General features: G+C 72.1%; 24 protein-coding genes. 17 read left to right on the top strand and 7 right to left on the bottom strand.

What is annotated here, in order from left to right; all coding sequences use genetic code 11:
- Positions 1-28: 28 nt before the first annotated feature.
- Together ACZ7L7_RS15350 and ACZ7L7_RS15345 are read left to right on the top strand one after the other, a co-directional pair.
- The gene (locus tag ACZ7L7_RS15350; RefSeq protein ID WP_285515614.1) at positions 29-1,087 is read left to right on the top strand and encodes a flavin-containing monooxygenase; all 1,059 of its coding nucleotides are present in this window, start codon (positions 29-31) and stop codon (positions 1,085-1,087) included.
- A gap of 100 nt (positions 1,088-1,187) precedes the next feature.
- Complete coding sequence (locus ACZ7L7_RS15345; RefSeq protein ID WP_285515615.1) at positions 1,188-1,562, top strand: ArsR/SmtB family transcription factor; 375 nt, start codon at positions 1,188-1,190, stop codon at positions 1,560-1,562.
- A 103-nt stretch (positions 1,563-1,665) separates the two neighbouring features.
- On the opposite strand, the gene arsB is transcribed toward ACZ7L7_RS15345, so the two are convergent.
- Complete coding sequence (arsB, locus tag ACZ7L7_RS15340; protein WP_285515616.1) at positions 1,666-2,763, bottom strand: ACR3 family arsenite efflux transporter; 1,098 nt, start codon at positions 2,761-2,763, stop codon at positions 1,666-1,668.
- Positions 2,760-3,068, bottom strand: coding sequence for an ArsR/SmtB family transcription factor (locus ACZ7L7_RS15335; protein WP_285515617.1), 309 nt, complete (start codon positions 3,066-3,068; stop codon positions 2,760-2,762). Before ACZ7L7_RS15335 ends, arsB begins: the two co-directional genes overlap by 4 nt.
- A 93-nt stretch (positions 3,069-3,161) precedes the next feature.
- On the opposite strand from ACZ7L7_RS15335, the gene ACZ7L7_RS15330 reads away from it, so the two are divergent.
- The 6 genes from ACZ7L7_RS15330 to ACZ7L7_RS15305 all read left to right on the top strand — a co-directional run bounded on the left by ACZ7L7_RS15330 (position 3,162) and on the right by ACZ7L7_RS15305 (position 10,202).
- Positions 3,162-3,596, top strand: a complete 435-nt coding sequence (locus tag ACZ7L7_RS15330) for an arsenate reductase ArsC (RefSeq protein WP_285515618.1) — start codon at positions 3,162-3,164, stop codon at positions 3,594-3,596.
- A gap of 568 nt (positions 3,597-4,164) precedes the next feature.
- Entirely contained in the window at positions 4,165-6,381 is a 2,217-nt protein-coding gene (locus ACZ7L7_RS15325; RefSeq protein WP_285515619.1) for an MMPL family transporter, read from the top strand.
- Positions 6,382-6,478: 97 nt separating this feature from the next.
- Positions 6,479-7,720, top strand: a complete 1,242-nt coding sequence (locus ACZ7L7_RS15320; protein ID WP_285515620.1) for a sensor histidine kinase — start codon at positions 6,479-6,481, stop codon at positions 7,718-7,720.
- A complete protein-coding gene (locus ACZ7L7_RS15315) occupies positions 7,717-8,415 on the top strand; it encodes a response regulator transcription factor (protein WP_285515621.1) in 699 nt (232 codons plus the stop codon). Before ACZ7L7_RS15320 ends, ACZ7L7_RS15315 begins: the two co-directional genes overlap by 4 nt.
- Before the next feature lie 154 nt (positions 8,416-8,569).
- Entirely contained in the window at positions 8,570-9,265 is a 696-nt protein-coding gene (locus ACZ7L7_RS15310) for a type 1 glutamine amidotransferase domain-containing protein (protein WP_472076076.1), read from the top strand.
- 22 nt (positions 9,266-9,287) lie between these two features.
- On the top strand, positions 9,288-10,202 hold the full coding sequence (locus tag ACZ7L7_RS15305; protein WP_472076074.1) for a LysR family transcriptional regulator: 915 nt from the start codon (positions 9,288-9,290) through the stop codon (positions 10,200-10,202).
- A 29-nt stretch (positions 10,203-10,231) separates the two neighbouring features.
- Here the strand turns inward: ACZ7L7_RS15305 and ACZ7L7_RS15300 are convergent, their stop codons facing one another.
- Both ACZ7L7_RS15300 and ACZ7L7_RS15295 read right to left on the bottom strand, forming a co-directional pair.
- Entirely contained in the window at positions 10,232-10,882 is a 651-nt protein-coding gene (locus ACZ7L7_RS15300; protein ID WP_453606422.1) for a polysaccharide deacetylase family protein, read from the bottom strand.
- Positions 10,883-10,938: 56 nt separating this feature from the next.
- Positions 10,939-11,910 carry a glycoside hydrolase family 11 protein gene (locus ACZ7L7_RS15295; RefSeq protein ID WP_472076072.1) on the bottom strand — a complete coding sequence of 324 codons (972 nt, stop codon included), beginning with the start codon at positions 11,908-11,910 and terminating at the stop codon, positions 10,939-10,941.
- A gap of 258 nt (positions 11,911-12,168) precedes the next feature.
- Between ACZ7L7_RS15295 and ACZ7L7_RS15290 the strand changes: the two genes are divergently transcribed.
- The 4 genes from ACZ7L7_RS15290 (at position 12,169) to ACZ7L7_RS15275 (ending at position 15,799) form a co-directional block, all read left to right on the top strand.
- Positions 12,169-12,702, top strand: coding sequence for a GNAT family N-acetyltransferase (locus ACZ7L7_RS15290; protein WP_285515626.1), 534 nt, complete (start codon positions 12,169-12,171; stop codon positions 12,700-12,702).
- Positions 12,703-12,829: 127 nt separating this feature from the next.
- Positions 12,830-14,170 carry a phosphatase PAP2 family protein gene (locus ACZ7L7_RS15285; RefSeq protein WP_472076070.1) on the top strand — a complete coding sequence of 447 codons (1,341 nt, stop codon included), beginning with the start codon at positions 12,830-12,832 and terminating at the stop codon, positions 14,168-14,170.
- A 49-nt stretch (positions 14,171-14,219) separates the two neighbouring features.
- The gene (locus ACZ7L7_RS15280) at positions 14,220-15,296 is read left to right on the top strand and encodes an NAD(P)H-dependent amine dehydrogenase family protein (RefSeq protein WP_471593347.1); all 1,077 of its coding nucleotides are present in this window, start codon (positions 14,220-14,222) and stop codon (positions 15,294-15,296) included.
- Positions 15,297-15,298: 2 nt separating this feature from the next.
- Entirely contained in the window at positions 15,299-15,799 is a 501-nt protein-coding gene (locus ACZ7L7_RS15275; protein WP_453606430.1) for a carboxymuconolactone decarboxylase family protein, read from the top strand.
- On the opposite strand, the gene ACZ7L7_RS15270 is transcribed toward ACZ7L7_RS15275, so the two are convergent.
- Both ACZ7L7_RS15270 and ACZ7L7_RS15265 read right to left on the bottom strand, forming a co-directional pair.
- Entirely contained in the window at positions 15,772-16,533 is a 762-nt protein-coding gene (locus tag ACZ7L7_RS15270; RefSeq protein ID WP_285515630.1) for a polysaccharide deacetylase family protein, read from the bottom strand. The two genes, ACZ7L7_RS15275 and ACZ7L7_RS15270, sit on opposite strands and share 28 nt — an antisense overlap.
- A 166-nt stretch (positions 16,534-16,699) precedes the next feature.
- A complete protein-coding gene (locus ACZ7L7_RS15265; RefSeq protein WP_472076068.1) occupies positions 16,700-17,908 on the bottom strand; it encodes a L,D-transpeptidase in 1,209 nt (402 codons plus the stop codon).
- Between the two features lie 209 nt (positions 17,909-18,117).
- Here ACZ7L7_RS15265 and ACZ7L7_RS15260 point away from each other — a divergent pair, with 209 nt between their 5' ends.
- From ACZ7L7_RS15260 to ACZ7L7_RS15240, 5 genes are all read left to right on the top strand, one after another.
- A complete protein-coding gene (locus ACZ7L7_RS15260; RefSeq protein ID WP_472076066.1) occupies positions 18,118-19,305 on the top strand; it encodes a lipid II:glycine glycyltransferase FemX in 1,188 nt (395 codons plus the stop codon).
- A gap of 62 nt (positions 19,306-19,367) precedes the next feature.
- Complete coding sequence (murJ, locus tag ACZ7L7_RS15255) at positions 19,368-20,921, top strand: murein biosynthesis integral membrane protein MurJ (RefSeq protein ID WP_472076206.1); 1,554 nt, start codon at positions 19,368-19,370, stop codon at positions 20,919-20,921.
- Between the two features lie 25 nt (positions 20,922-20,946).
- Complete coding sequence (locus ACZ7L7_RS15250; protein WP_250753360.1) at positions 20,947-21,630, top strand: response regulator transcription factor; 684 nt, start codon at positions 20,947-20,949, stop codon at positions 21,628-21,630.
- Positions 21,627-23,126, top strand: a complete 1,500-nt coding sequence (locus ACZ7L7_RS15245) for a sensor histidine kinase (RefSeq protein WP_453606436.1) — start codon at positions 21,627-21,629, stop codon at positions 23,124-23,126. Before ACZ7L7_RS15250 ends, ACZ7L7_RS15245 begins: the two co-directional genes overlap by 4 nt.
- Positions 23,123-23,713 (top strand): hypothetical protein, encoded by a 591-nt coding sequence (locus ACZ7L7_RS15240; RefSeq protein WP_472076064.1) that lies wholly within the window; start codon positions 23,123-23,125, stop codon positions 23,711-23,713. Before ACZ7L7_RS15245 ends, ACZ7L7_RS15240 begins: the two co-directional genes overlap by 4 nt.
- On the opposite strand, the gene ACZ7L7_RS15235 is transcribed toward ACZ7L7_RS15240, so the two are convergent.
- Positions 23,694-24,947, bottom strand: a complete 1,254-nt coding sequence (locus ACZ7L7_RS15235) for an SH3 domain-containing protein (RefSeq protein WP_285515635.1) — start codon at positions 24,945-24,947, stop codon at positions 23,694-23,696. The genes ACZ7L7_RS15240 and ACZ7L7_RS15235 overlap by 20 nt on opposite strands.
- Positions 24,948-24,974: the final 27 nt, after the last annotated feature.

The raw sequence follows: 24,974 nt of genomic DNA, 5'->3' as shown, positions 1-24,974 counted from the left end.
GACAATTATCGAACCAGGAGGTTCGTCCATGGAACACGTCGATGTCGCGGTGATCGGCGGCGGGCAGTCCGGCCTCGCCGCCGCCCACGCCCTGCTGCGCGAGGGTCTGCGGCCGGTGGTCCTGGAGGCGTCCGACACCCCGGCCGGGTCCTGGCCGCGGTACTACGACAGCCTCACCCTGTTCTCCCCGGCCCGCTACAGCTCCCTGCCGGGGATGCCGCTCCCCGGTGATCCGGACCGCTACCCGCACCGCGACGAGGTCGCTGCCTACCTCGCGGCGTACGCCGCCCGCCTGGACGCGGACATCCGCACCGGCCGCCGGGTCACCGCCGTACGGCGCGCCAGCGGCGGCTTCGAGGTGGAGTCGGCGGGCGGCGGCGTGCTCGCGGCACGGGCGGTGGTCGCGGCGTCCGGCACCTTCGGCAACCCCCACCGCCCCGCGCTTCCGGGGCTGCGCGGCTTCACCGGCACGGTGCTGCACGCCGCCGAGTACCGCCGCCCGGAACCCTTCGCCGGACGGCGGGTCGTGGTGGTGGGCGCGGGGAACTCCGCGGTGCAGATCGCCGCCGAGCTGGCCGCGGCCGCGTGCGTCACGCTCGCCAGCCGTGCGCCGGTGCGCTTCGCCCGGCAGCGGATCGGCGGGCGCGACCTGCACTTCTGGCTGAAGCGCACCGGGCTGGACGTTCTCCCGCTGGGTGCTCTGGTGAGCCGGCCGCCCGTGCAGCCCGTCATCGACGACGGCCACTACCGCGCCGCCCTCGCCCAGGGCGCCCCGGACCGCCGTCCGGTCTTCACCGGTATCGACGGCGCGAAGGTCTGCTGGGCGGACGGCACCCGGGAGGAGGCCGACGTAATCGTGCTGGCCACCGGTTACCGGCCCGACCTGCCCTACCTGGCCGGGCTCGACGGCGCGCTGGACATGGCGGGGCGGCCCCGGCACCGCGGCGGCGTCTCGACGGCCGTGCCGGGGCTGGTGTTCACCGGGCTGGAGTGGCAGCGCTCCCTGTCCTCGAACTCGCTGCGCGGGGTCGGCCGGGACGCCGCCCGTGTCGCCCGCCGCCTCGCGGCGCACCTGCGAAGCCGCTGACCGGCTGTCCGTCGGCCGGCCGTTCGTACACCCGCTGTCCGTCGGCCGGCTGTTCGTTCACCCGCTGTTCGTCTGATTCGACGTGTGTCAACATAGATGCATGTCGAATGCGAAGGTGCTGCCGTTGCTCGGGGCCGACGGCCAGGGTGTGGCGCCGTGCTGCCCGCCGCTGACCGAACGCCCGATGACCGCCGAGGAGGCCGAGACCGCGGCGCGGATGTTCAAGGCGCTCGGCGACCCGGTGCGGCTGCGGCTGTTCTCGGCCGTGGCCTCCCACGAGGGCGGCGAGGCGTGCGTGTGCGACATCTCCGACGTCGGCGTCTCGCAGCCCACCGTCTCCCACCACCTGAAGAAGCTCAAGGAGGCCGGACTGCTCACCTCCGAGCGGCGCGGCACCTGGGTCTACTACCGGGTCGAGCCGTCCGTGCTGGCGGCGATGGGCAAGCTGCTGGTGGGTGCCGCGGCCGCGGCATGACCGGCGGCCACGCCCGTCGGCAGCGCTCCGGGGGCGCCGCACGGGCGGTGACCGGCGGCGAGCTCTTCCCGGCCGCCGATCACCATCGCATCGGTGGGCCGGGTCACGGGGCAGTCGTCCGCGCGTCGGCGGCGAACCTCCTGCGCCAGGCGAGTGCGACGTAGACCAGGCCGATCAGTACCGGGACCTCGATGAGCGGGCCGACGACGCCGGACAGGGCCTGGCCGGAGGTGACGCCGAAGGTGGCGATGGCGACCGCGATGGCCAGCTCGAAGTTGTTGCCGGCGGCGGTGAAGGCGAGGGTCGCGGTGCGGTCGTAGGCCAGTCCGACGGCCTTGCCGAGCGCGAAGGTGCCGAAGAACATCACCGCGAAGTAGACCAGCAGCGGCAGCGCGATCCGGGCCACGTCCAGCGGCTGCGAAGTGATCGTCCTGCCCTGGAGGGCGAAGAGGACGACGATCGTGAACAGCAGCCCGTACAGCGCCCACGGTCCGATCCTCGGCAGGAACTTCGTCTCGTAGGCGGCGCGGCCCAGCTTCTTCTCGCCCAGGCGGCGGGTGAGGAACCCGGCCAGCAGCGGGATGCCGAGGAAGATGACGACGTTCAGCGCGATCTTCCCCATGGAGATGTCGAGGTGGTCGCCGTCGCCGAGGCCGAGCCGGCCGGGCAGCAGGTCGAGGTAGAACCAGCTCAGCAGCCCGAACGCGAGGACCTGGAAGACGGAGTTCAGGGCGACGAGCACGGCGGCGGCCTCGCGGTCGCCGCAGGCGAGGTCGTTCCAGATGATCACCATGGCGATGCAGCGGGCCAGGCCCACGATGATCAGGCCGGTGCGGTACTCGGGCAGGTCCGGCAGGAAGGTCCACGCGAGCGCGAACATGACCGCCGGGCCGACGATCCAGTTGATGACCAGCGAGGAGACCATCAGCCTGCGGTCGCCGGTGACGGTGTCGAGCCGGTCGTAACGGACCTTGGCCAGCACCGGGTACATCATGATCAGCAGGCCGAGCGCGATCGGCAGGGAGATGCCGCCGATCTCGACCTTCGCCAGGGCGTCGTCGAGGCCGGTGACGAGCCGGCCGAGCCCGAGGCCGACGGCCATCGCGAGCAGGATCCACACCGCGAGGTAGCGGTCGAGGGTGGAGAGCTTGGCGACGACGGATGCCTCCTGCGTCGTCGCGGGCGCCTCGGCGCGGGTCACGGGCAGGACCTCTTGTTCTCGGCGGCGGCGCGGGCGGAGGTGGCGAGCTCGGCGAACCGGTCCGAGAGACCGGCCAGGACCTCGGGCCTGAGCTTGTAGTAGGTGAAGCGGCCGCACGGCTCGGTCTCCACCAGTCCGGCCTCGCGCAGCACCTTCATGTGGTTGGACAGGTTGGTCTGCTTGGCCCCGGTCTCCTCCACCAGGTGCGTGGTGCACAGCGTCTCGCGCGCCAGCAGGGTGACGATCCGCAGTCGGAGCGGATCGCTCAGCGCCCGGATCACATCAGGATCGACTGAAGTCAGCATGCGCTGATACTGTCACATCACTGTTCGCTGATACCAGCGGATGCTGATGTCATGGGCGGCGTGGTGCCGCCGCCGCGAGACGAGAGAGCCCTCATGCCCCAGACCCCCGGCAGGAAGCCGTCCGTCCTGTTCGTCTGCGTCCACAACGCCGGTCGTTCCCAGATGGCCGCCGCCTGGCTGACCCACCTGGCCGGGGACCGCGTCGAGGTCCGCTCCGCCGGCTCCAACCCGGGTGAGCGGGTGAATCCGGCCGCCGTCGCCGCGATGGCCGAGGTCGGCATCGACATCTCCGCCGAGATCCCCAAGATCCTCACCGTGGACGCGGTGCGGGAGTCCGACGTGTGCATCACCATGGGCTGCGGCGACACCTGCCCCGTCTTCCCCGGCAAGCGCTACCTCGACTGGAAGCTCGACGACCCGGCCGGTCAGGGCGTCGAGGCCGTCCGCCCGATCCGCGACGAGATCAGGCACCTGGTCGAGGCCCTGATCGCGGACATCGCCCCGACCGAGCCGGGGACGACGGCGTGAGCCGGACGTACTAGACCGTCACCACCGCCTGATCCGCAGCCACCCTCCGCACCGCCTGCGTGGGCGCCCAGCCGTACCGGCCCCGCCTGCCTGTGCCTTCCGCGCCCGGCCGCGCCGCCTGTCCCTGCCCGCGCTGCCTGCGCGCATCCGCGTCCCGCTCCACCCATCCCGCGCCCTCCCGTCCCGCTCCACCCATCCCGCGCCCTCCCGTCCCGCTCCACCCATCCCGCGCCCTCCCGTGCCGGTCGCCCTCCCGCGCCCGCCTCGCCCGCCTCGCCCGTGCCAGGCCGCGGCAGCCCCGCCCGTGCCCGGCCGCGTCGTCTCCGCCCGTCCGGTGTCGGGCCGGGGACCGCCGTACGAGGGGGCCGTCCGGGAGCTCCGCGATCGCCGACGCGGCCGTCCGATGACACCTGAGGGCGACACCGCTCTCGTCCCCCGGTGGGAGCACGGAAGGGCCTAGTACTGCGGATTCAGTAGCGCGCAGTGTCGGCAGCCGGACGACGACAGGGGACCCCCTTCTTCAGGAGTCTGGAGGCACCTTCGGACACCCAGATGTGGAGACCTCCCCGTGGCTGCTTTCCTGTATCGAATGGGCCGCTCGGCCTTCAGGCGACGTTGGACCGTCGCCCTGGTCTGGGCCGCCGTACTGGCCGCCGTGGCCATGGCCGGCATGAACGCGGCGGAAGCCGAGGACGAACCCTTCTCCATGCCGGGGATCGAATCGCAGGAGGCGTTCGACCTGATGGAGGAGCGGTTCCCCGGAGCCGCCGCCGACGGTGCCACCGCCCGCGTCGTCTTCGTCGCGCCGGACGGCGAGAAGGTCACCGCCACCGAGAACAGGAAGGCCGTCGAGGCGGCCATAGCCGAACTCGGGGACGGTACGCAGGTCGCCGGCACCGTCGACCCGTTCAAAGACGACGCGGTCAGCGAGGACGGCTCCACGGCGTACACGACCGTGACCTACAAGGTCGACGCCGCCGGGCTCACCGACGCCAGCCGCACCCACCTCGACGAGGCCCTGGACAGCGCCCGGGACTCGGGGCTCACCGTCGAGGCCGGCGGTGACGCCATGGAGGACACGGGCGGACCCAGCGGCACCGCCGAGGCGATCGGTATCTCCGTCGCCGCCGTCGTTCTGCTGATCACCTTCGGCTCGCTGGCCGCCGCCGGACTGCCGCTGCTCACCGCCGTCATCGGCGTGGGCATCAGCCTGATGTCCATCACCGCCCTGGCGAGCCCCCTGGGCCTGACCGACACCACCAGCACCCTGGCGATCATGCTGGGTCTCGCCGTCGGTATCGACTACGCCCTGTTCATCGTCTCCCGCTACCGCGAGGAGCGCGGCAAGGGGCGGGCGCCCCAGGAGGCCACCGCGCTCGCCGTCGGCACCGCCGGTTCCGCCGTCGTCTTCGCCGGGCTCACCGTCGTCATCGCGCTCGCCGGTCTCTCCGTCGTCGGCATCCCGATGCTGACCGAGATGGGCCTGGGCGCCGCGGGCGCGGTCGTCGTCGGCGTCCTCATCGCGCTGACCCTGGTCCCGGCCCTGCTCGGCTTCTGGCCCAACGCCGTACTGACCCGCAAGGACCGCAAGGCCCGCAAGGCGGGCCATGCCGCGCAGGAGACCCCCAAGCCCAACGGCGGCACCCGCTGGGCGAGCTTCGTGCTGCGCCGCCCGCTGCCCGTGCTGCTCGCCGCCGTCGCGGGCCTCGGCGCCCTGGCGCTGCCGATGACCGAGCTCCAGCTCGGAATGCCCGGCGACGAGTCCAAGTCGACGGAGACCACCCAGCGCCGGGCCTACGACGCGCTCGCCGAGGGCTTCGGGCCCGGCTTCAACGGCCCGCTGACCGTCGTCGTGGACGCCAAGGGCGCCGACGACCCGAAGGCCGCCGCCGAGACCGTCTCCGAGGAGATCGGCGGCACCGAGGGCGTGGTGTCGGTGTCCCCGGCACAGTTCAACGAGGCCGGTGACACCGCCGTCTTCTCCGTCGTCCCGGCCACCGCGCCGACCGACCAGGAGACCAAGGACCTGGTCACCACCATCCGCGGCGACCGGCCCGGCATCGAGTCCGAGACCGGGGCGACCTTCGAGGTCACCGGCACCACCGCGATGAACATCGACATCGCCGAGAAGGTGCAGTCCGCGCTGGTGCCGTACCTGCTCGTGGTGGTCGGGCTCGCCGTGATCCTGCTGCTGGTGGTCTTCCGGTCGGTCCTGGTCCCGCTGAAGGCGGCCGCCGGCTTCCTGCTCTCGGTGCTCGCCTCCCTCGGCGCGGTGGTCGTGGTCTTCCAGCAGGGCCACGGCGCCGAACTCCTGGGCGTGGAGACCACCGGCCCGATCATGAGCCTGATGCCGATCTTCCTGGTGGGCATCGTCTTCGGCCTCGCCATGGACTACGAGGTCTTCCTGGTCTCCCGGATGCGCGAGGCGTACGTCCACGGCGAACGCCCCGCCCAGGCCGTGACCTCCGGCTTCCAGCACAGCGCCCGGGTGGTCGTGGCCGCCGCCCTGATCATGATCGCAGTGTTCTCCGGGTTCATCGGGGACAGCGACTCCATGATCAAGATGATCGGTTTCGGACTCGCCTCGGCCGTCCTGCTGGACGCCTTCGTCGTCCGGATGGCGATCGTCCCGGCCGTCCTCGCCCTGCTCGGCGAGCGCGCCTGGTGGCTGCCGAAGTGGCTGGACCGGATCCTGCCGCGGGTCGACGTGGAGGGCGAGGCCCTCACCCGCCGCCCGGCCGAGCCCGCCGAGGAACCGGCCGAGAAGGATCTCGCCCGCGCCTGACCGGGCACAACAGGGCCGCCCGGGTGTCCGTCACCCACCCGGGCGGCCCCGCATCGCGCACCATGGATGCCAGCCCCCCTCACCGAGAGAGCCGACCATGACCACCAGCCTGGAGCGCTACACCGAGCGCGTGGAGCAGTACGCGTCCCGCTTCCCGCGCTTCCCCCGCTTCCTGGACGTGATGATGGTGCTCGCCCTCATCGGCTGCGCCTCCCTCGGCACCCAGCTCAGCCTCCCCGGCGTCACCCGGCCGAACACGACCGAGTCGCTGGAGGTCATGCTCGGGCTGTCCTGCTTCGTCCTGCTGAAGTACCGCACCCACACCCGCACGGTCGTCGTCGTGGTCGCCGGGGTCACCATCGCCGCGATCGCCCGCGGCTATCTGCTCACCCCGCTGCTGCTGGCCCCGCTGCTCGCCGCGATGTACTGGCTGGCGGTGCTCTGCGACCGCCGGACGGTCCGGTGGTACGCGCTGGTCGTCACCGTGGCACTGCTCACCGTGAACCTGTTCTCCGACGGCATGCGCGACCTCTCCCCGGTGCTGACCGTGATCGGCCCGGTGTTCTGGATGGCCCTGCCGCTCGTCGGCGGCAGCCTGGCCCGGCTGCGCGGGGACTACCTGGAGGCGGTCAAGGCCCGCGCCGAGCACGCCGAACGCACCCGGGAGGAGGAGGCGCGGCTGCGGGTCGCGGAGGAGCGGATGCGCATCGCCCGCGAACTGCACGACGTCGTCGCCCACCACCTCGCCCTCGCCAACGCCCAGGCCGGCACCGCCGCCCACCTCGCGCGCAGCAACCCCGAGCAGAGCCGGAAGATCCTCGACGACCTCACCGGCACCACCTCCTCCGCCCTGCGCGAGCTCAAGGCCACGCTCGGCCTGCTGCGCCAGGACGACCGGCCCGACGGCGAGGGCCTGGAACCGGCACCGGGGCTGGCCCGGCTGCCCGAGCTGGTGGACTCGTACCGCTCGGCGGGCCTGGAGGTCACCGTCCACCAGGAGGGCGCGCCCCGGCCGCTGTCACCGGGCGTGGACCTGACCGCGTACCGGATCGTGCAGGAGGCCCTCACCAACGTCGCCAAGCACGCCTCCGCCCACGCCGCCCACGTCACCTTCACCTACGCCGACTCCCGCCTCCTCATCACCGTCAGCAACGACGGCCCCGCCCCCGCGCCCGCCCCCGCCACGGCCTCCGGCGGCTTCGGGCTGCGCGGCATGCGGGAGCGCGCCCAGTCCATCGGCGGCGACCTGTGCGCGGGCCCCCGCCCCGAGGGCGGCTTCGAGGTCACCACCGCGCTGCCGCTGCAGCCGTCCGCCGCCGTTCAAGGAGAGACCGTATGACCGTCAAGGTGCTGCTCGCGGACGACCAGGCCCTGCTGCGGGCCACCTTCCGGATCCTGATCGACTCCTGCCCCGACATGGAGGTCGTCGGCGAGGCGTCCGACGGCGCGGAGGCGCTGGAGCTGGCCCGCGCCCACCGCCCGGACGTGGTGCTCATGGACATCCGCATGCCCGGCACCGACGGACTGTCCGGCACCGCCGGGATCTGTGCCGACCCGGAGCTGGCCGCCACCCGGGTGCTGATCCTGACCACCTTCGAGACCGAGGACTACGTCGCCCAGGCGCTGCGGGCCGGGGCCAGCGGCTTCCTCGGCAAGGACGTCACCGCGGACGCCCTGCTGTCCGGTATCCGCACGGTGGCCTCCGGGGAGGCGCTGCTGTCCCCCGGCGCCACCCGCACCCTCATCACCCGCTTCCTCACCTCCCCGGCCCCGGGCACCCAGCTGGCGCCCCCGGAGCGGCTGGCCGACCTCACCGGCCGGGAACGGGAGGTGATGGCGCTGGCGGCGGAGGGGAAGTCCAACACGGAGATCGCCGAGCTGCTGGTGGTCAGCCCGCTGACGGTGCGGACGCACATCCACCGGGCGATGACGAAGCTGAACGCGCGGGACCGGGCGCAGCTGGTCGTGATCGCGTACCAGACGGGGCTGGTGCAGGCGGGCGGGCCGGCGAACGGGACTCCGGCGGAGGCGTAGGGCCGGCCGGGGTGGCTGGGGTGGCCGGTACCGGCCGGTGCGGCCGGTATAGGAATTCCAATACACCCGATTGGATTCCCCATTGGAAACCTATGGGTGAGCGGGCTTACGGTCGAGGCATCGCACGCACCCCCCAACCCCTCGGAGTCACCCCATGTCGAAGATCCTGTTCGTGATGACCGGCGCCGACCACTGGACGCTCGCCGACGGCACCCCGCACCCCACCGGTTTCTGGGCCGAGGAGGCCGTCGCCCCGTACCGGCGCTTCACGGCCGAGGGCCACGAGATCGTCGTCGCCACCCCGGGCGGTGTCGTGCCCACCGTCGACCGCGGCAGCCTGGCCGCCGAGGTCAACGGGGGCCAGGAGAAGGCGGACGAGATCGCCGCCGCGCTCGCCGCGATGACCGAGCTGAACAAGCCGGTCCGGCTGGAGGACGTCAACCTCGACGACTACGCCGCCGTCTTCTACCCCGGCGGCCACGGCCCCATGGAGGACCTGGCGGTCGACGCCGTCTCCGGCCGCCTGCTGATCGACGTCCTCGACTCCGGCAAGCCGCTCGGCGTGGTCTGCCACGGGTCGGCGGCGCTGCTGGCCGCCACCCGCGAGGACGGCTCCAACGCCTTCGCCGGGTACCGCGTGGCGCCGTTCACCAACGCCGAGGAGACCCAGGCCGGGCTCGCGCCGAAGGCGAAGTGGCTGCTGGAGACCCGGCTGACCGAGGCGGGCGTGGACGTGCGGGCCGGTGAGCCGTGGGCGTCGCACGTCGTCGTCGACCGCAACCTGGTCACCGGCCAGAACCCGGCGTCCTCCGAGGAGACCGCCGCGGAGCTGCTGAAGAAGCTCGCCTGAACGGCCCACTAAGGTCCCGGTCGTGAGCGAACTTCGTGACGGCGCCGGGCCGGTGACCCAGGACCTGAATCTGCTCCGGACGTTCCTCGCCGTGTACCGCTCCGGTTCCTTCACCGCCGCCGCGCAGTTGCTGGGCATCTCCCAGCCGACGGTGACCACGCAGGTGAAGGCCCTGGAGCGGCAGGCGGGCCGCGAGCTGTTCGCCCGGCAGCCCAGGGGCGTGACGCCCACGCCGTACGCCCATGACCTGGCGGCCCGGGTCGCCGCCCCGCTGGACGCGCTGCTCGCGGCCACCGGCCACGACCCGGCGGAGGCGGGACCGCCGCCCCCGGTCCACCTGGCGGGCCCCGCCGAACTCCTCTGCCTGCGCGTCCTCCCCGCACTGGCCCCGCTGGCGGCGCGGGGCGTACGGCTCCGCGTGACCCCGGGCCTGACCGACCCGCTGCTGGACGAACTGCGCTCCGGCCGCCACGACTTGGTGATCTCCACCCACCGCCCCCGGGGCCGGACCCTGCTCTCGACCCCCCTGCTGGACGAGGAGTTCGTCCTGGTGGCGGCCCCGGCGTGGGCCTCCCGCACCGGCGGCGACCTCCCCACCGCCCTCCACACCGTCCCGCTGATCTCCTACGCCGAGGACCTCCCCATCCTGCGGCGCTACTGGCGGCATGTGTTCGGGCAGCGCCTGAACTGCCGGGCGTCGGTGACGATGCCGGACCTGCGGGGCGTGCTGGCGGCGGTGGTCGCGGGCGCGGGTTTCTCGGTGCTGCCCCGCTACCTCTGCCAACCCGAGCTGGAATCGGGGGCGTTGGTCCTGCTGCACGACCCGGAGGACGCGCCGATCAACACGGGGTACCTGGTCCAGCGCCCGGGAACTCCCGAGAACCCGCACGTCCGCGAGGTCCGGGACCTGCTGCTGCGGGTGGGCCCCACCTGGTGAACGGGCGGGGCCCGTACGCGCGGCGGTGCCTATCTCCTCCCGGAGGCCGGGGCCACCGCGCGTCCCGTCTGCGGGGAGATCATCCCCGTGCACAGGTTGCGGGCGGCGAGCTGCTGGGCGATGCGCGGGATGGCGGCGCGGCTGTTGGCCGACCAGTCGTGCATCAGGATGACCTGGCCGTTGGTGAGCCGTCCGGCGGCGGCCACGACGGCGTCGGTACTGGCGCCGTTCCAGTCCTGCGAGTCGACGTCCCAGATGACCTCCCGCAGCCCGTACCTGGCCGCGACCGACCGCACGGTGGCGTTGGTCTCGCCGTACGGCGGCCGGAACAGCACCGGGGTGCCGCCGCCCGCGCCCGCGATCGCCTGCTGGGTGCGGGCGATCTCGGAGTCGACCTGGGACTGGCCGAGCTGGGTCAGATGCGGGTGCGTGTAACTGTGGTTGCCGACCCACATACCGGAGTTCACCTGGGCGCGGACCAGCGCCGGGTTGGCGGCGGCGTACTGGCCCTGGTTGAACATGGTGGCGCGCAGCCCGTGCTGGGTGAGCGCGCCGAGCAGCGCCGGGGTGTTGCTGGACGGCCCGTCGTCGAAGGTGAGGGCGACGTAGCCGTTGCAGGTGGCGGCCGCGGCGGGTGCCGCGCCCGCGGTGTCGACGGTGAGCGTGCTTGCCACGGCCATTGCGGCGACCGTCACTTTCGCGAGTAGGGGACGCATGGGTGCGGGGCCTCCTCTCCCTAGCCCGCGGTGCAGGAGACGGACGGCCAGGTCCAGTTGCCGTTGTGCTGGATAGTGACGCCCCAGTTGTTGCCGCTGCCGTTGGGTTTGGCGGTGAGGACCTGTGAACTGGGGTAACTGGCGCTGACGTTCCAGGTGGAGAGGATCTTCGCGGGGCTCGGCACGTTCATGGTGACGGTCCAGTTGCCGGCGCCGGAGACCGAGACGTTGAGGTTGTACCGGTCGCTCCACTGCTGCCCGGCGGAGAGCGTGGCGCTGCACCCGCCACCGCCACCGCCGCCTCCGCCGCCCCCGCCTCCACCACCGGTGCCGCCGACGGTGATGTTGGAGCTGCCGCTGCTCTGGTAACCCTCGGTCGCCATGATCATGTAGTAGTTGAAGCTGCCGAGGGGCATGCCGGCGCGGGCCCAGGCGTCGAAGTGGTTGCCGGTGGTGATGGTCCCCCCGGTCCGCTTGGACTGCCGCACGCTCCAGTACTGGTCGAAGGTCTTGGTGCCTTCCACGGACGGGGCGTTGTACCGGGTCGTCTTGTAGATGTCGTACGTACCGCCGTCGGTCGTCACCGTGCCCTTGAAGGTGCCGGTGGGCCGGTAGGTGCCCCAGTTGTCGACGATGTAGTACTCGACGAGCGGGTTGGCGGTCCATCCGTACAGCGCGAGATAGGCGTTGCCGGACGGATTGAAGGTGCCGGAGTAGGTCACGGTCCGCCGCGACCCGTTGGCCCAGCCCTTGCCGGCGACGAAGTTCCCGGTGTTGCTCCACTGCGTGCTGTAGTTCCCGCCGGAGCCGAGGTTCATGGAGACGGTGCCCTGGGCGTCCGTCCAGAAGGAGTAGTAGTACCCGTTGTCGGTCCCCGTCTGATTCGTGGTGACCACGGTGTCGGCGTGCGCACTGCCCCCGCCGAACGCGACCAGCAGCACGGCACAGGCGCCGCTGATGAGTAGTCGTAACCGCGCGAGTGAGTTCTTCATGGGGTGGGAGTGTTGGCCGGGCCACGACAAGTGTCAAGAGTTTCGGCGTGAGTTACGAAACATTCGAAGCCGAAGGGTGGTCATCAGGCCAGCTAAAGGACCTGAACCCCGAGAAACATACCTTCGCTCCGCAAGACAAGATCAGACTCCGAACCAAAGAAAACGAAACATTTCGACAGGAGTGGCGAACGTTGCCAGGTGCTCTCGCGCTTGTTTATTGCCTTGCCGCCCCGCACCCCGCACGGATAGGAAGCTCGCATGCTGATACGCGGCAAGGTCGGGCTGAGGGCCCGTGAAGAGGACGACGTAGCGATCCTGCGGGCCGAGCTCTACAACGACGTGGTCAACTCCGCGCGCGCCGAGGGCGGTCCCTGGCGCCCGGTCTCCGCGAAGGACCCGCGGCTGGAAACGGACGGCCAGGGCGACGAGACGCGCGTCCCCTTCTCCGTCGTGGAGCTGGAGGGCGGGACGCTGATCGGCAGCGCGAACCTGTGGGGCATCGACACCCACAACCGCTTCGCGCACATCGGCGTGGGCCTGCTGCCGTCCTGCCGAGGCAAGGGCTACGGCACGGACGTCGTGGCCGCCCTCTGCCACTACGGCTTCACCGTCCGCGGCCTGCACCGCCTCCAGATCGAAACCCTGGCCGACAACACCCCCATGCTCCGAGCCGCCGAACGCAACGGCTTCACCCGCGAGGGCGTCCTGCGCGACTCGGCGTGGGTGATGGGCGAGTTCCTGGACGAGGTTGTCCTCGGACTGCTGGCCCGGGAGTGGAAACCGACACACTGAGTCCAGGGTGGGCAACGCGAGGTGCGATTATTCCGTCTTGACCGGGGCGGGTGAGGGGCGCCGCGGGTGTGGTCGGTGACTAGCAAAGTGGCTGAAATTGGGACGAATATCAAAACTCTGGGCCGCCGTGGGCATCGTGGCCCTCGGGTTTCTCGTTGCGCTGGAGTTCGCCGCCCGCCACTACGGCATGTCCGGACCGCTCACCAACCAGGCCCGCGAGGTGATCTTCGCGCCCAAGTCGGGCGGGCTGCTCTACGCCGGTATGGCGCTGATGATGGTCGTGCTGACCTGGCGCCAGCGATTCGTGGCGCTGGCCGCTGCCGTTGGCATCGATCTTGTGATCGTCGGCGTGCGGTTCGTTTTCGACTGGGGGACCGGGGGTGGGCATCCGTACGGGACCGGTGCGCTGTGGGTGATCCTTGCCCACGCCGTCATTGCCTTCACCCGTCGTGCCGGCGCCGAGCGCGTGCTGCTGCTCAAGGGGGTCGGGCTCGGGCTGCTGCTCGTCGCCGGGCGCAAGACCGGTGACACCTGGCTGGTGATCACCTCCAAGACCCGGCACACCGTCCTCGACCAGTACGTCGCCGCCGCCGACCAGGCCCTCGGCAACCCCTCCTGGCTGGTCGGGCGGGTCGTCGTGGCGAGCGGGAAGATCGGGTTCAACCTTCTCGACTTCGTCTACGGCCAGCTCGCCGTCGCCGCCGTCATCGCCGCCCTGTACCAACTGCGGAACGTCGCCACCGAGCGCCGCTTCCCGCGCCACCATCTCGTGCGGACGTTCCTCGTCATCGGGCTCCTCGGACCCGCCTGCTACATGATCTTCCCGGTCGTCGGGCCCCTCTACGCCTACGGCGTCGGCAACGAGCAGTGGGCCGACATCAGCTTCTGGCAGCCCGACTCGCCGCCCACCCTGCCCTGGGCCGTGGCCGACCTCTGGCCCGACACCGCGCCCACCATCAGCGCCCCGCACCCGATCCCCTTCGACGGGATCACCCCGCGCAACTGCATGCCCAGCCTGCACACCGCCTGGGCCACCGCGATCTTCATCCACACCCGCAAGGCCCCCCGCGGCCTGCGCTGGGCGGGCACGATCTGGCTCGTCGCCACCCTCGCCGCCACCCTGGGCTTCGGCTACCACTACGGCGCCGACCTCCTCGCCGGTGTCGTCTTCACCCTCACCATCGAGGCCGCCCTGCGCACCTACGACCGCGGCTGGGACCGCTCCGGGCTCCGGCTCACCGCCTACGGCGCCGTCGTCTTCGTCGCGCTCCTGCTCTCGTACCGTTTCATCCCCGTCCGGCTCGCCGAGCTGCCCTGGCTGAGCGGGCCGGTGCTGCTGCTCGCCATGGCCTCCGTCGTGTACGGGTATGTGCGCGTCATCGGCCCGTGGGACCGCGTCGAGGTGCCCGGACCCAGGCCGCAACCGGAGGGCGACGGCGCCGAGGCTCCTCAGCGCGAGCTCATCTGACCGCTGCACGGCTCTGGGAAGTTTCGCGGCCCGGCCTTACCCTCCGCGCATGATTCCCACCGTGGTCTGGGGTACGGGGAACGTCGGTCGTGCGGCCATCCGGGCCGTCGTAGCGCATCCGCTGCTCGATCTGGTGGCCGTGCTGGTGTCCAGCCCCGCCAAGGTCGGCAAGGACGCCGGTGAACTGGCGGAACTGGGACGGCGGCTCGGGGTGGTCGCCACGGACGACACAAGCGGCGTGCTCGCCCGCTCGCCCCGCGCCCTCGTCTACGCCGCCTCCGGTGACGTACGGCCCGACGGGGCCCTCGACGACATCGCGCGGGCGCTGCGCGCCGGTGCCGTCGTCGTCACGCCGTCCCTGTACGGGATGTACGACTGCGTGAACGCCCCGGAGGAGATACGCCGGCCGTTGCGGGACGCCGCCGAGGCCGGGGGCGGGGCGCTGTTCGTGTCCGGTGTCGATCCCGGCTGGGCCAATGACGTGCTGCCCGCGCTGGTCAGCGGGCTGGGATCGCAGATCGACGTCGTTCGGGCCCAGGAGATCTTCGACTACTCCACCTACGACCAGCCGGACGCCGTCCGCGATCTCATCGGCATGGGGCATCCCCTCGACTACCAGCCGCTCATGCTCGCCGAGGGCATCCCGGGCATGATCTGGGGCGGGCAGCTGCGGATGATCGCGCGGGCGCTGGGCGCCGAGCTCGACGGGATCGAGGAGGTCGTGGAGCGGCGCGAGCTGGCGGCGGACGTGACGACACCCGGCATGGGGGACTTCGCCGCCGGGACCCAGGGCGCCGTACGGCTCGAAGTGCGCGGCATGGTGGGCGGGGAGGCGCGCATCGTCGTCGAGCACGTCACACGGATCCATCCCTCCTGCGCCCCGGACTGGCCCGTACCGCCGGGCGGCGGGGCCGGTGCGCACCGGGTGGTCATCGAGGGGCGGCCCCGGATCGAGGTCACGGTCGAGGCCACGGACGAGGGGGAGAACCGGGCGGCCGGCGGCAACGCGACCGCGGCCGGGCGGCTGGTCAACGCCATCGACTGGCTGACGGAGGCGGAACCGGGGCTCTACGACGCGCTCGACGTCCCGCTGCGGCCCGCCGTGGGACGGCTGGGGAAGAGGTGACCATGCGGATCGACATTCCCGAGGGCGCCGACCCGCTCGGCTACGTCTGGGGCGAGCTCGTGCCCGGGATCGGCCCGGCGGCCGGGGCCTTCTCCCTGGCCGTCTACGAGCACACCACCCTGGCCCTGCGCGAGTTCGAGGCCGCCCGGCTGCGCATCGCGCAGATCAACGGCTGCCTGTTCTGCCTGGACTGGCGCACCGACCGGGACGGGGAGAAGGTCGAGGACGGCTTCCTCGACGCCGTCGCCGACTGGCGCGCCACGGACGCCTTCGACGCACGCACCCGGCTCGCCGCCGAATACGCCGAACGCTACGCCCTCGACCACCACCACCTCGACGACGAGTTCTGGTCCCGGATGACCGCGCACTACAGCCAGCCGGAGATCGTCGAGCTGACGATGTGCCTGGGATCGTGGCTGGCGTTCGGGCGGCTCAATCACGTCCTGGGGCTCGACACGGTCTGCGTGCTGCCGGCTCACCGCTCCGGGAAGCCGAAGGCGTAGCCCTGCTCCTTGAGCCAGGGCAGGCACTGGCGCAGGGCCTCCACGGTCTGGGCGCGGTCACCGCCCGCGTCGTGGAACAGGATGGTGGGGCCGTTGGACACCTGCTCCTTCACGGTGGCGACGATGGCCTCCGCGCCGGGCTGCTCGAAGTCCTTGGTGTCGACGTTCCAGCCCAGCGGGCGCATGCCGCGGGAGGCGGCGACGCCGCGGCTGTAGGGGGTGAAGGCGCCGCCGGGGGCGCGGTAGTACATCGGGCGTACCCCCCCGGACGCCTCGGTGATCATGCGCTCGGCGTCGAGGATCTGCTTCTTCTGGTAGGCCTTGGACTGCCGGTCCATGGTGGTGTCGTGGGACACGGAGTGGTCGCACAGGCGGTGTCCGTCGGCGACGACCTTCTTCACCAGGTCGGGGTGGGCCTGGGCCTGGGTGCCGACCATGCAGAAGGTGGCCTTCACGCCGTTCTCCTTCAGCAGGGCCAGCACCTGGGGCGTGTAGACGGGGTCGGGGCCGTCGTCGATGGTGATGTTGACGCCGCGCGGCCCGGCGTCGGAGGCGTGGGCGATGCTCTTGTCGACGGCCTTGACCTTGGGCGCGGCCGACGCGCTGGCCTTCGGAGACCCCGCGGCACCGGCCTGCGCCGCCCACACCGAGGCGCCGGTGGCCAGCACCGTCACCCCGAGGGCCGCCCCGACCAGCTTGCCGTACCAGCCCCGTCCAGCCACGTGCCGCGCCATGTCCGCCCCGCCTTCCCGAAGTTCACCTGATGCCCCACTGATCCCGAGCCCCCTCGCGACCAATTGCCAGGACGACGAAAGGGGGCCGGAGGATCCGTCCGTTGCAGATCACGGACAATTCCGGGGGAGTTCCCGGACAACACGGTCCTGGCCGACACACACGGCCCTACGACCGCAGCGCGCTCTTCTGCTGCCATTCGTCCCAGGACAGGTTCCAGGCGCCGAAGCCGTTCCCGGGCGCGACGACCCCCTTGGTCTCCGCGCCGCTGATCTCGAACGGGTCGCCCGGCCGCACCTGCCCGTAGAACCAGGCGGCGTTCTCGGTGCTCATGCCGATGCAGCCGGAACTGTGGTTGGAGTTGCCGAAGTAGGCGGCGTTCCACGGCGCGGCGTGCGCGTACATGCCGGACCAGGTCAGGCGCATCGAGTAGTCGACCATCTTGTCGTAGGCGTTGCCGAGGCCCACGGTCTCGGAGTTCATGTTGATCGTGCCCTCCTTGGCCATGAGCACGGCCGTGCCCCGCCAGGAGCGCTTGTCGCCGCCGGGCGTGCCGCCGGAGACCGGGATGGTGCGCACCGTCTTCCCGTCCCGCTGCAGGGTCAGTTGGTGCTTGTCGAGGTCGACCTTGACGATCTGCTCGGCGCCGACGGTGAAGCTGGTGTCGTAGTCGCGGACGAACCAGCCGCCGTCCGGGCCGGAGTCGGTGCCGTTCAGCTCGGCCTTCAGCGTGACCTCGGTGCCGGGCTTCCAGTACGACTTGGGCCGCCAGTCCACGCGGTCGCGGCCGGAGTAGTCCTGGATCCAGCCCCAGGAGCCCTCGGTGTTGTCGGAGGTGGTGATCTTCAACTGCTTCTCCACCTCGGCCTTGTTCTTCACCGGGTGGTCGAAGACCAGGGAGATCGGCTGGGCGACACCCATGGTGGACTTGGCGCCCGGCCGCCAGTCGACCTTGTTGACCTTCTCGGCCGGGGCCGTGCTGAACGCGGCCTCGCTGCTCTTGACGGTGCCGCCCGCACTGCGGGTCTTCGTGGTCACCGTGTACGACGCCCCGGGCACCGCCTTGCGGGCGGAGACCCAGGTGCGGCCGTCGGCGGCGACCTTCCCGGGCAGCTCGCCGCCCTTGCCGTCGGTCACGGTCACCGAGGTGATCCGGCCGCCGTCCGCGGTAACCTTCACCGGCTCGCCCGCCGGTACCTGCTCGCCCTTGGGGGTGACGGCGACTGTGACCGGGCGGTCCGCCCCGCCGCCCGACCCGCCCTTGCCGTCGGCGGAGTCGGAGGAGCCGGAGGAGCACGCGGTGGCGGTGAGCGGTGCCAGCAGGGCGGCGGCCACCACTGCGGTGCGGGCATGGGTGAGTACACGTATGCGTGACAACGGGGCCTCCGCAAGGAGCGACAAAATCGGTGGATGTCGTGACTGTAGAGCGGGAAAACCCGAGGTCAGTTCCCTCCGGCGGTAGATGACGGCCTCTGGTGCGCAATGGTCATGGTCCCGTCACATTCGCCGGACGGGGCGGTCACGGCCCGCTGTGAGCATCCTTTCCGACCCCGCGACAGGTCCGGGGAGAAGGAGAGGCAAACGCCGTGTCAGCGCTGCTCGTTCCGCCCAGCCGCCCGCAGCAAGCGGGAAACCCGGGCACCGTTCTGCGTCCCGTCACCCCCGAGACCTACCGCGCCTTCCTCGCCTCCCCCGAGGGTGCCGCGCTCGGCGCCGGATTCCTGCAGTGCCCGTCCTGGGCCGACGTCAAGGACGGCTGGCGCTCCCAGCTCCTCGGCTGGGGTCCCGACCCGGAGGCCGGGCGGCTGACCGGGGTGGCGCTGGTGCTGCTGCGCCAGTTCCCGGGCACCCGCAAGTACTTCGCCTACCTTCCCGAGGGACCGGTCGCCGACTGGAACGACCCCGATGTCGACGGCTGGCTCCAGCCGCTGCTGGACCATCTGCGCCGGGCGGGCGCCTTCGCCGTGCGCATCGGCCCGTCGCCCGCGTACCGGCGCTGGGACGCCGCCCACCTCAAGCCGCTCGCCGGACCGGGCCGGCGCCTTTCCGACGTGCTGGCCAGCGAGGTCGACCCGCTCGGCACCGCCGTCGCCGAACGGCTGCGCGCCCGCGGCTGGCGGCGCTGCGGCGAGGACAAGGACGGCGACGCCCAGCCCCGGCACGTCTTCCACGTACCGCTCGCCGGACGCGGCACCGACGACCTGTGGTCCGGGCTCAACCAGGAGTGGCGGCGCAATGTCCGCCGGGCGCAGAAGGAGGGCGTGGAGGTGACCGTGGGCAGCGCCGCCGACCTGCCCGAGTTCTACCGGCTGCTCGCCATCACCGAGCAGCGCGACGGCTTCCGGCTCGGGCGGTCGCTCGCCTACTACGAGCGCCAGTACGCCGCCCTCAACGCCGAGCAGCCCGGCCGGATGAAGCTCTACCTCGCCCGGCACCGCGGGGAGATCCTCGCCGCCCACACGATGATCACCGTGGGCCGCCGCTGCTGGTACCAGACCGGCGCCTCCGCCGACCACCGCCGCGAGGTCCGCCCCTCCAACGCCCTGCAGTGGCGCATGCTGCTGGACGCCCACGCCCAGGGCGCCGATGTGTACGACATGCGCGGGGTACCCTCCACACTCGATCCGGACGAACGTGAGTACGGACTGCTGCGCTGGAAGCTCGGCACCGGGGGACACGTCGTCGAGACGCTGGGGGAATGGGAGAAACCTTTGGCCGGCAGCGCCAACCACACGCTCTACCGCGCCTTCCAGGCGTACCTCAACCGCCGGTGACGCACACGGCAGCGACGGAGACGAAGGCCAAGCCGGTCTCCGCCGCCCGCGGCAGCGCCGTCATGGCCGCCGGTTCGATCGTCGCCCGCGCCACCGGCTTCGCCCGCTCCGCCGTCGTCGCGGCGGCCATCGGCACCATCGGCCCCACCGCCGACGGCTACGCGGTGGGCAACTCCCTGCCCACCATCGTCTACATGCTGCTCCTCGGCGGCGCCCTCAACGCGGTCTTCGTGCCCGAGCTGGTCAAGGCCGCCAAGGAACACGCCGACGGGGGACGGGCGTACACCGACCGGCTGGTCACGGTCTGCGTGCTCGCGCTGCTCGCGATCACCGCGACCGCGGTGTGGGCGGCGCCCGCGATCGTCGACGCCTACACCGACTACACCGGCGAACAGGCCGCCATGACCGTCGCCCTGGCCCGCTACTGCCTGCCGCAGATCTTCTTCCTCGGCCTGTTCACGCTGCTCGGCCAAGTCCTCAACGCGCGCGGCCGGTTCGGCGCGATGATGTGGGCGCCGGTGCTCAACAACCTCGTCGTGATGGGCGTGTTCGGGCTGTACCTGGCGTTCGCCCTGGGCGGCGGCGACACCCTCACCGCCACCGAGACCGCCGTCCTCGGCTGGGGCACCACCGCCGGGATCGCCGCCCAGGCCCTCGCCCTGCTGCCCGCCCTGCGCGCGGCCCGCTTCCGCTTCCGGCCCCGCTTCGACTGGCGCGGCAGCGGACTGACCCGCCCGCTGCGCGCGGCGTTCTGGCTGGTGCTCCTCGTCCTCGCCAACCAGGCCGCGTACCTGGTCACCACCCGCCTGGCCACCACCGCCGGCCTGGCGGGCGGACCCGGCTTCGGCGCCTACAACAACGCCTACCTGCTGTGGGTCGTCCCGCACGGCATCATCACCGTCTCCGTGGTGACCGCGCTGATACCCCGGATGAGCGCCGCCGCCGCCGACGGCGACACCGGCGCCGTACGCCGCGACGTCTCCCACGCGCTGCGGGTCTGCGGCTCCGCCGTCGTCCCGGCCGCCTGCGCCCTGTTCGCGCTCGCCCACCCGATGATGGCCCTGGTCTTCGGGTACGGCCGCACCAGCGCCGCCGACACCGCGGCCATGGCCGGGATCCTGATGGCGTTCGCGCCGGGCCTGATCGCCCTGTCCGGCCAGTACGTGCTCTCCCGCGCCTTCTACACGCTCTCCGACACCCGTACGCCGTTCCTGCTGAACCTCGTCATCGTCACCTGCAACGCCGGACTGTCCGTGGCCGCCGCCCACCTGCTGCCCGCCCGCTGGGCCGTACCCGGCATGGCGGCGGCGTACTCGCTGGCGCTGTGCGTCGGCTGGGCGGTGACCGCCCGGGTGCTGGCCCGGCGCCTGGGCGCCAACCGGCCGCTGCGCTCCACCGCCGCCGCAACCCACGTACGGCTGCTGATGGCCGCCGTCCCCGCCACCGCGCTGGCCCACTTCGCGGCCGTGGGAACCGAGCGGGCGGGTGCGGTGGTCTCCACCGGTGCCGGCGCCCTGGCCGTCATCCTCACCTTCGCCCTGCTCGCCCGTCCGCTCAAGCTCGCCGAACTCGACGCCCTGCTCGCCAAGGCGCGCCGCAGAGCGGCCCGGACCTGACCTGACCACCGAGGGAGAACCGCAGATGCCCCGCGTGCTCCTCATCGAGGACGACCCTTCCGTACGCGAAGGGGTCGAACTCGGACTGCGCCGCCGAGGCCACGAGGTACGCGCCGCCGCGACCGGCGAGGCCGGACTCGCCGCGATGGCCGAGTTCCGCCCCGACCTGCTGCTGCTCGACCTGATGCTGCCCGGCATGAACGGCGTCCAGGTCTGCCGCCAGGTCCGCGAGCGCAGCCAGCTGCCGATCATCATGCTCACCGCGCGCGGCGACGACTTCGACGTGGTCATCGGACTGGAGGCCGGGGCCGACGACTACATCGTCAAACCCGCCCGCACCGAGGTCATCGAGGCCCGCATCCGGGCCGTGCTGCGCCGCCTGGTCGACAGCGGGCCGGGCCGCCCGGCCCTGGAGACGCACGGCGAGCTGACCATCGACCGGGTCGGGCTGACCGTCACCAAGGCGGGCAAGCCGCTCGCCCTCGCCCCCTCCGAGCTGAAGCTCCTGCTGCACCTGTCGTCCGCCCCGGAGCAGGTGTTCAGCAGACAGCAACTGCTGGAGCACGTCTGGGAGCACAGCTACCACGCCGACGCCCGGCTGGTGGACGCCTGTGTCGCCCGGCTGCGCGGCAAGATCGAGGACGAGGTCGGCCGGCCCCGCTACGTACAGACCCTGCGGGGCTTCGGCTACCGCTTCGGGCCGCTGTGACCGCCGCCGACCCGCACCCCGGCGAACAGGCCGGGCGGCCCCGCACGGTCCCGCTGCGCGCCCGCGCCTTCGGGCTGCGCACCCGGCTGCTGCTCGCCTTCCTGGTGGTGGCCGCGGTCAGCGCCGGCACGACCGCCGCCCTGACCTACCGCGAGGCCCGCAACGCGGTGCTCCAGACCGCGCAGGACACCGCGGTCTCCTCGTTCCGCGACCAGGTCCAGCAGACCGCCTTCGGGCTGCCCCCCCAGGGGCAGAAAGCCATGGAGGACATGCTGCGCAGCATCGCCCGCCGGGGCCGCCCACACCCCTGGGTGGTGTTCGCCGAGTACGGGTCGATCCGCGCCTCCTCCGGCGAGAACCGGGAGTCCACCGTCATCACCCCGGAACTGCGCCGCGCCGCGCGCGCCAACCCGCGCGGCAGCTTCCAGCGGGTCGTCAAGGACGGCGTCCCCTACCTGACGATGGCCATGCCCACCGTCGCCCGGTTCGGCCCGGACACCTCCGTACCGAGCGGCGTCATCATGTACGCCGTCATGCCGATGACCGACGAGCAGGTCAACGTCGAGGCCCTGATGCTGGCCGCCCGGGACGGCGCCCTTCCCGGCCTGGTGATCGCGCTGATCCCCGGCCTGATCGCCGCCCGCAGCGTGCTGCGCCCGGTGCGCGAACTCAGAAAGGCCGCCCGCAGCATGGGCAGCGGGCAACTGGACACCCGGATCAAGGTGCGCGGCAGCGACGAACTCGCCGACCTGGCGCGCACCTTCAACGAGTCCGCGGCCCGACTGGAGCGCTCCGTCACGGAGTTGCGCGAGGCCGGGGAGCGCGCCCGCCGCTTCGCCTCCGACGTCAGCCACGAACTGCGCACCCCGCTCGCCGGGATGCTCGCCGTCACCGAGGTCCTCGACGAGGACGCCGACCACCTCGACGCCGACACCGCGCGGGCGGTACGCCTGGTCAGCGCCGAGACCGGCAAGCTCGCCGTGCTCGTCGAGGACCTCATCGAGATCTCCCGGTTCGACGCCCGCGCCGCCGACCTGAACACCGACGAGGTCGATGTCGCCGAGACCATCCGCAAGACCCTGCTCAGCCGCCACTGGACCGACGGCCGGGTCGTCACCGAGCTGCCCGACGGCATCCGCGCCCGGCTCGACCCGCGCCGCTTCGACCTGGTCGTCGCCAACCTCGTCGGCAACGCCCTGCGGCACGGCGAGGCCCCGGTCACCGTGCGGCTGACCGCCCCCGAGGAGAAGGCGCTGGTCCTGGAGGTCGCGGACAGCGGGTCCGGCATCCACCCCGACGTACTCCCGCACATCTTCGACCGCTTCTACAAGGCGGACGCGGCCCGTACCCGCTCGGCGGGCAGCGGTCTGGGGCTCGCGATCACCGAGGAGAACGTGAAGCTGCACGGCGGCACGATCACCGCCGGGAACCGGCCCGAGGGGGGCGCCGTCTTCACCGTCGTCATACCGCTGCACGCGGAGGGGGCCGGGGGATGAGACGTGCGCGCGGGCGCCGCACGGGGGTCGGCGTCGGCGTCGCCGCGGCGGCCGCGGTGCTGCTGGGCGGCTGCGGCATCCAGGAGAGCGACGTCATCGAGGCGGGCGGCCCCGCCAGCATCGACGCCTTCGTCAACAGCAGGTCCGACCTGCTGCTCTTCTTCCCCAGCGCCGACGGACGGCTGCACCCCGTCATCCGGTACGCGCACCTGCTCGTCGACGGAGAACCCGAACCGGTCCGTCCGCCGACGGACCGGGTCGTCGTCGATCTGCTCCTGGGGCCGAGCGAGGAGGACCTGGCCGCCGGTCTGACGACCGCCCTGCCCGACAGGTTCGAGGGGAAGACCGAGGTCGGCGAACCCATCGACGGCCGGGTCGCGGCCCGGCTGCCGCTGGGCGTGGGGCCCCTGAACCGTGTCGCCCGGCAGCAGCTGATCTGCTCGATCGCCTACAGCAAGGACACCAGCGGCGCCGTCGAGGTGGAGCTGACCGGAACGGACGGCGTCACCGTCACCGACACCTGCGCGCTCACCCCGGACAACGCCGTCGTCGCCGAGCCGACCTCCCTCAGGAGCAGCGGTCCCTGACGCCGCCGGTCTCGTCGCCCTTGAGGTAGATCGCGCTGACGTAGCCGACCCCGCCCGCGTTCAGGGGCAGGCGGACCCACTTGTCGTTGGTGATGCCCTCGTCGGTGATCCTCTCGCCGACGACCCAGCAGTGGGCGGGGTAGGTCTGGCCGGGGTAGACGACGCTCTTCTTCTCGCACGAGGTCGAGGCGCAGGCGCGCACGTTGGCCTGCGTCCACGCCGTCACCGTCGTGGACTCGCCCCCGCCGTCCGGCATGAAGGTGACGTCCACCCAGTCGTTGTCGGTCATGCCGAGCCCGTCCCAGAAGGTGCCGTCCGCGACGTCGATGCCGGCCGGGTTGGCGGCCCGCCGCCCGAACTCGTCGCGCCCGCCGTTGTAGCCGCTCTGATACGCGGCCTGCGCCTCGGGCGTGCCCTGCGGCAGGTCCTTCCACATCTCCCGCTGCGAGGAGGGGTTCCAGTAGTCGTCGCGGGTGTTCCACGGCCCCACGTCCCACACGGGCGCCGTCTCGCAGCGGCCCCGGTAGCAGAGCCTGACCCGGTACTCGTGCCCGCCGTTGCTCGCCAGCATCCGCCGCGAGGGCAGCGCCACGAAGTGGTCGCGGGGCTGGATGACATGCCCGTTGGCGGTGGTCTGCCCGGTCAGCCCTTCCCGGGTCGCGAAGAGCCGGTACGTCGGACCGGACGCGGCACGGGGCGTGCGCGGCGCGGCCCGCTGCTCGGCGGCGGCCTTCACGGTGACGGAGCGGACGGTCGGGGAGGCACCCCCGGGCACGCCGAGCAGGGTGAGCCGGACCTGGAGCAGCGAGACGGCCCGCGGGAGCGCGACCGGGGCGGAGCCGGACACGGTCTGCCACTGCGTCCAGGTGCCCGTACGGCCGTTGCCCCGGATCTCCGTCAGCACTTTCGTGCCCCGGGGAACACCGGCGTCGGTGCGCACGGTGAACGTGGTCAGCTCCCGATCGAGTCCCTGCGCGGGGGAGGTGAACACCGCGTGGGAGTGCCCGGGTTCGGACGGGGTGCGGTGCCGGTCGTCCTCGACGGTGATGCCGCCGGAACGGCGGACGACGTTGCCCTCGTCCGCCTCCGGCCCGGCCAGGTCGATACGCCAGCTCCGCGGCTCCCGCGCGTCGGCCGGCGGTGCGGCGAGGCCGGTCAGGACGAGCAGCAGACACGCGATCGGCGTGGCCCACAGCGGCACACGCCACCGGGCCCGCAGGGATGCGACACGCACGGGTTCCCCCCTCGTTGATGCGGACGA

The sequence above is a fragment of the Streptomyces sp. NPDC110618 genome (genome assembly GCF_055657065.1).
Note: the sequence above shows the minus strand (reverse complement) of the source record. Positions and strands in the feature narration are given on the sequence as shown.

What these genes read in the sequence shown, in the direction of transcription:
- ACZ7L7_RS15280 (WP_471593347.1), top strand. Translation starts at nt 14,220, where the DNA reads ATGATTCCCACCGTGGTCTGGGGTACGGGGAACGTCGGTCGTGCGGCC.
- ACZ7L7_RS15320 (WP_285515620.1), top strand. Translation starts at nt 6,479, where the DNA reads ATGACCACCAGCCTGGAGCGCTACACCGAGCGCGTGGAGCAGTACGCG.
- ACZ7L7_RS15310 (WP_472076076.1), top strand. Translation starts at nt 8,570, where the DNA reads ATGTCGAAGATCCTGTTCGTGATGACCGGCGCCGACCACTGGACGCTC.
- ACZ7L7_RS15315 (WP_285515621.1), top strand. Translation starts at nt 7,717, where the DNA reads ATGACCGTCAAGGTGCTGCTCGCGGACGACCAGGCCCTGCTGCGGGCC.
- ACZ7L7_RS15300 (WP_453606422.1), bottom strand. Translation starts at nt 10,882, where the DNA reads ATGGCCGTGGCAAGCACGCTCACCGTCGACACCGCGGGCGCGGCACCC.
- ACZ7L7_RS15330 (WP_285515618.1), top strand. Translation starts at nt 3,162, where the DNA reads ATGCCCCAGACCCCCGGCAGGAAGCCGTCCGTCCTGTTCGTCTGCGTC.
- ACZ7L7_RS15295 (WP_472076072.1), bottom strand. Translation starts at nt 11,910, where the DNA reads ATGAAGAACTCACTCGCGCGGTTACGACTACTCATCAGCGGCGCCTGT.
- ACZ7L7_RS15250 (WP_250753360.1), top strand. Translation starts at nt 20,947, where the DNA reads ATGCCCCGCGTGCTCCTCATCGAGGACGACCCTTCCGTACGCGAAGGG.
- murJ (WP_472076206.1), top strand. Translation starts at nt 19,368, where the DNA reads ATGGCCGCCGGTTCGATCGTCGCCCGCGCCACCGGCTTCGCCCGCTCC.
- ACZ7L7_RS15240 (WP_472076064.1), top strand. Translation starts at nt 23,123, where the DNA reads ATGAGACGTGCGCGCGGGCGCCGCACGGGGGTCGGCGTCGGCGTCGCC.
- ACZ7L7_RS15290 (WP_285515626.1), top strand. Translation starts at nt 12,169, where the DNA reads ATGCTGATACGCGGCAAGGTCGGGCTGAGGGCCCGTGAAGAGGACGAC.
- ACZ7L7_RS15275 (WP_453606430.1), top strand. Translation starts at nt 15,299, where the DNA reads ATGCGGATCGACATTCCCGAGGGCGCCGACCCGCTCGGCTACGTCTGG.
- ACZ7L7_RS15350 (WP_285515614.1), top strand. Translation starts at nt 29, where the DNA reads ATGGAACACGTCGATGTCGCGGTGATCGGCGGCGGGCAGTCCGGCCTC.
- ACZ7L7_RS15345 (WP_285515615.1), top strand. Translation starts at nt 1,188, where the DNA reads ATGTCGAATGCGAAGGTGCTGCCGTTGCTCGGGGCCGACGGCCAGGGT.
- ACZ7L7_RS15270 (WP_285515630.1), bottom strand. Translation starts at nt 16,533, where the DNA reads ATGGCGCGGCACGTGGCTGGACGGGGCTGGTACGGCAAGCTGGTCGGG.
- ACZ7L7_RS15335 (WP_285515617.1), bottom strand. Translation starts at nt 3,068, where the DNA reads ATGCTGACTTCAGTCGATCCTGATGTGATCCGGGCGCTGAGCGATCCG.